Genomic DNA, 3,414 nt, shown 5'->3' with positions numbered 1-3,414 from the left:
CGCGTCGGTCGCGGAGCCGCCGAGCGCCCGCCAGTCCGCGTCCCGGCCCGAGCGGGCGGCGATGCGGACGGCGACGCCCCCGGCGGGGCGGCCGGCGCTGGTGTCCAGGATGTGCGTGGACACGGAGGCGGTGGTGTCGGTGCTCATGCGGGTCGGTCCTCTTCGGCTTCGGCTTCGGCTTCGGATCCGGCTTCGGCCTCGGCCTCGCCCTCGACGAGACGGGCCAGCCGGATGCGGTTGATCCTCCCCAGTTCGGTGCGGACGATCTCGCGCTCCCGCTCCGGCGTGTTGCCGAGGCGTTCCCGGAGGGCGTCGCGCATCTGCTCGCCGGTCCGGCCGGTGGCGCAGATGAGGAAGACGTGGCCGAACCTCTCCTGGTAGGCCAGGTTCAGTTCGAGCATCTCGGCCTTCAGCGCCTGCGGTGCGCCGGCCATGCCGCTCTGTTCCCGGGCGGAGGCCGGGTCCCCCGGTTCCGGGCGGCCGATCGGCGGGTGCCCGGCCATCGCCTCTTCCAGTCCGGCCGTGGTCAGACCGGCCGTGGCGGCGTCACTGGCGGCGTACAGGTCGTCGGCGGTGGGGTACGGGCGGGCGGCGAGCAGTCGCCGGGCCCATGCCGTGGAGGCGCAGGCCTCGTGGAGTGCGGCGAGGGCCGCGTGCTCCTCCAGGGCGTTGAAACGGGCCAGGCCCAGAGGTGGGGAAGTCGACGTCACGGAAGCCTCCGTGGCCGCGAGCGGCCTTCGTGTCGAACGGGCGTGCCGACAGTGAACGCCGTCACGAACAACACGTCAACAGTTTGTTGAAAATTCGGCGGGAGAAAGAGGAACGCCCGCCGCCCGGGAGGTTCAGGCGCCCTTCTCGCGGTTGAGGTAGTTGTAGACGGTGAAGCGGCTGACCCCCAGCGCGCTCGCCACGGTCTCCACGCCGTGCCGCACGGCGAAGGCGCCGCGCGCCTCCAGACCGCGCACGATCTCCTGCTTGGTCTTGCGGTCCAGGTCCGCGAGCGGTCTGCCCTTCCCCCGCTCCAGCGCCGCGAGGATGTGGTCGAGGGAGTCCGCGAGCTGCGGCAGCCGTACGGCGACGACGGCGGCGCCCTCCCAGGAGAGCACCACGTCGTCGGTTCCGGCCTCGTCCGGCGGGAGCATCTCGCCCCCCATGGCGTCGACCAGTGGTTTCACCGCCGCGATGAAGGCCTCGTCACCGGTGCCGGTCACCGGTCACCCTCCTCGACGACGTTGACCTGGAGCGAGATCCGGGTGGCGCCGGCGGTCAGCGCCCTGCGCAGCACCGCGTCCACGGCGCCGAGCACCGCGTCGGCGCCGCCCTCGGCGGTGTTGCCGAACGGTCCGACGTCCACCGCGTCCAGCTCCGCCGCCTCGACGACCTCCCGCGCGACCACCGCGTGCGCGGGCGCCTCGTCGAGGTCGAAGGGCTCGGTCGTGAACTCCACTCTCAATCGCACGCGCACAACCTAACGCGCGGCGCGGTTTCCGGGACCGCCGGGAAGCCGTGCGAAGGCTTCCCGGCGGCCCGGCCCCCTTGACAAGCCCGGAGGGCCGACGGCAACCTTCCATTAAGCAGAAACGAATTTCCACTATACGGAATTTCAGGAAGGGTGCGTCCGATGGGATTCGCAGACCAGCGCTTCACCGTCAACCTGTCGATCCTCTTCACGGAACTCCCCCTCCTGGAGCGCCCGGCGGCAGCCGCCGCGGCCGGCTTCACCGCGGTCGAGCTGTGGTGGCCCTGGGTCGACTCCCCCGTCCCCGAGCGGTCCGAGCTGGACGCGCTGCGCAGGGCGGTCCGGGACGCGGGCGTACGGCTCACGGGCCTGAACCTCTACGCCGGACGGCTGCCCGGACCCGACCGGGGCGCGCTGTCCGTACCCGGCGAGGAGTCGGAGCGGTTCCGCGCCAACGTCGACGTGGCCGCCGATCTCGCCGGCTCCCTGGGCTGTACGGCCCTGAACGCGCTGTACGGCAACCGCGTCGACGGCGTGGACCCGGCCGAGCAGGACGCGCTCGCCCTGGAGAACCTCGCCCTGGCGGCCCGGGCCGCCGACCGGATCGGCGCGGTCCTGCTGATCGAGGCGCTGAACAGGCCCGAGTCGCCGCTGTACCCGCTGGTGTCGGCCCCGGCCGCCGTGGCGGTCGCCGACAAGGTCGACGCGGCCACGGGGCTGGGCAACGCCCGCTTCCTGATGGACCTGTACCACCTGGCGATGAACGGCGAGGACCTGCCGGCGGTGATCGACCGGTACGCCGGGAGGACCGGTCACGTGCAGATCGCCGACAGCCCCGGCCGCGGCGCCCCCGGCACCGGTTCGCTCCCGCTGGAGGACCTGCTGGACCGGCTGCGCGAGGCCGGTTACGACGGCCGGGTCGGCCTGGAGTACAAGCCCGGCGAGCGCACCGGCGCGGAGGCCTTCGGCTGGCTGCCCCGCTGACCACACCCCTTTCGTACGGAGAGGCACCCTCACATGACCACTCTTCCCCCTTCCTCCCGCCCGACGGTCGCCTGGATCGGCCTCGGCATCATGGGCTCCCCCATGTCCGAGAACCTGATCAAGGCGGGCTACGACGTCACCGGCCACACCCTGGAGCGGGCGAAGCTGGACCGGCTGGCCGCCGCCGGCGGCACCGCCGCCGCCTCCCTCGCCGAGGCGGTGCGGGACGCCGACGTGATCATCACGATGGTTCCCGCCTCCCCCCAGGTCGAGGCCGTCGCGTACGGTCCCGACGGCATCCTGGAGAACGCCCGGCCCGGCGCCCTGCTGATCGACATGTCCTCGATCACCCCGCAGACGTCGGTCGACCTGGCCGCCGCCGCGAAGGACAAGGGCATCCGGGTGCTGGACGCCCCCGTGTCGGGCGGTGAGGCGGGCGCCGTCGAGGCGGTGCTGTCCATCATGGTCGGCGGCGAGCGGGCCGACTTCGAGGAGGCGAAGCCGCTCTTCGAGGCGCTCGGAAAGACGATCGTGCTGTGCGGTCCGCACGGGTCCGGACAGACCGTGAAGGCCGCCAACCAGCTCATCGTCGCCGTCAACATCCAGGCGTGCGCCGAGGCCGTGGTCTTCCTGGAGAAGTCGGGCGTGGACCTGACGGCGGCGCTCGACGTCCTGAACGGCGGACTGGCCGGCTCGACCGTGCTGACCCGCAAGAAGGACAACTTCCTGAACCGGGACTTCCAGCCGGGCTTCCGTATCGACCTGCACCACAAGGACATGGGCATCGTCACCGACGCCGCCCGCGCCGTCGGCGCGGCACTGCCCGTCGGTGCCGCGGTCGCCCAGCTGGTGGCGAGCCTGCGCGCACAGGGCGACGGCGGACTGGACCACTCCGCGCTGCTGCGGGCGGTCGAGCGGCTCTCCGGCGCACGGGTCTGACCGCCCCGCGCCCCGCACAGACCTCCGGGCGG

Annotated in this window: 6 protein-coding genes; 2 read left to right on the top strand and 4 right to left on the bottom strand. The window is 72.6% G+C overall.

Translation table 11 applies throughout. The annotated features are described in order from the left end of the window. From B7767_RS25675 to B7767_RS25660, 4 genes are all read right to left on the bottom strand, one after another. Window positions 1-147, bottom strand: a 147-nt coding sequence (locus B7767_RS25675) for a hydroxyisourate hydrolase (RefSeq protein ID WP_143652639.1), incomplete at its 3' end; no start/stop codon positions are given. Next, window positions 144-710, bottom strand: coding sequence for a 2-oxo-4-hydroxy-4-carboxy-5-ureidoimidazoline decarboxylase (gene uraD / locus B7767_RS25670; RefSeq protein ID WP_085574266.1), 567 nt, complete (start codon window positions 708-710; stop codon window positions 144-146). The genes uraD and B7767_RS25675, both read right to left, overlap by 4 nt. Before the next feature lie 132 nt (window positions 711-842). Beyond that, window positions 843-1,211, bottom strand: a complete 369-nt coding sequence (locus B7767_RS25665; protein ID WP_085574265.1) for a helix-turn-helix domain-containing protein — start codon at window positions 1,209-1,211, stop codon at window positions 843-845. Beyond that, complete coding sequence (locus B7767_RS25660; protein WP_085574267.1) at window positions 1,208-1,459, bottom strand: hypothetical protein; 252 nt, start codon at window positions 1,457-1,459, stop codon at window positions 1,208-1,210. The genes B7767_RS25665 and B7767_RS25660 overlap by 4 nt, the downstream gene beginning before the upstream one ends. Window positions 1,460-1,621: 162 nt before the next feature. Here B7767_RS25660 and B7767_RS25655 point away from each other — a divergent pair, with 162 nt between their 5' ends. Together B7767_RS25655 and B7767_RS25650 are read left to right on the top strand one after the other, a co-directional pair. Beyond that, window positions 1,622-2,443 (top strand): TIM barrel protein, encoded by an 822-nt coding sequence (locus B7767_RS25655; RefSeq protein ID WP_085574264.1) that lies wholly within the window; start codon window positions 1,622-1,624, stop codon window positions 2,441-2,443. 33 nt (window positions 2,444-2,476) lie between these two features. Continuing rightward, entirely contained in the window at window positions 2,477-3,382 is a 906-nt protein-coding gene (locus B7767_RS25650; protein WP_085574263.1) for a 2-hydroxy-3-oxopropionate reductase, read from the top strand. The last annotated feature ends 32 nt before the right edge of the window (window positions 3,383-3,414 follow it).

Origin of the sequence: Streptomyces sp. 13-12-16 (assembly GCF_002114215.1) — a bacterium.
Taxonomy (GTDB): domain Bacteria; phylum Actinomycetota; class Actinomycetes; order Streptomycetales; family Streptomycetaceae; genus Streptomyces.
Note: the sequence above shows the minus strand (reverse complement) of the source record. Positions and strands in the feature narration are given on the sequence as shown.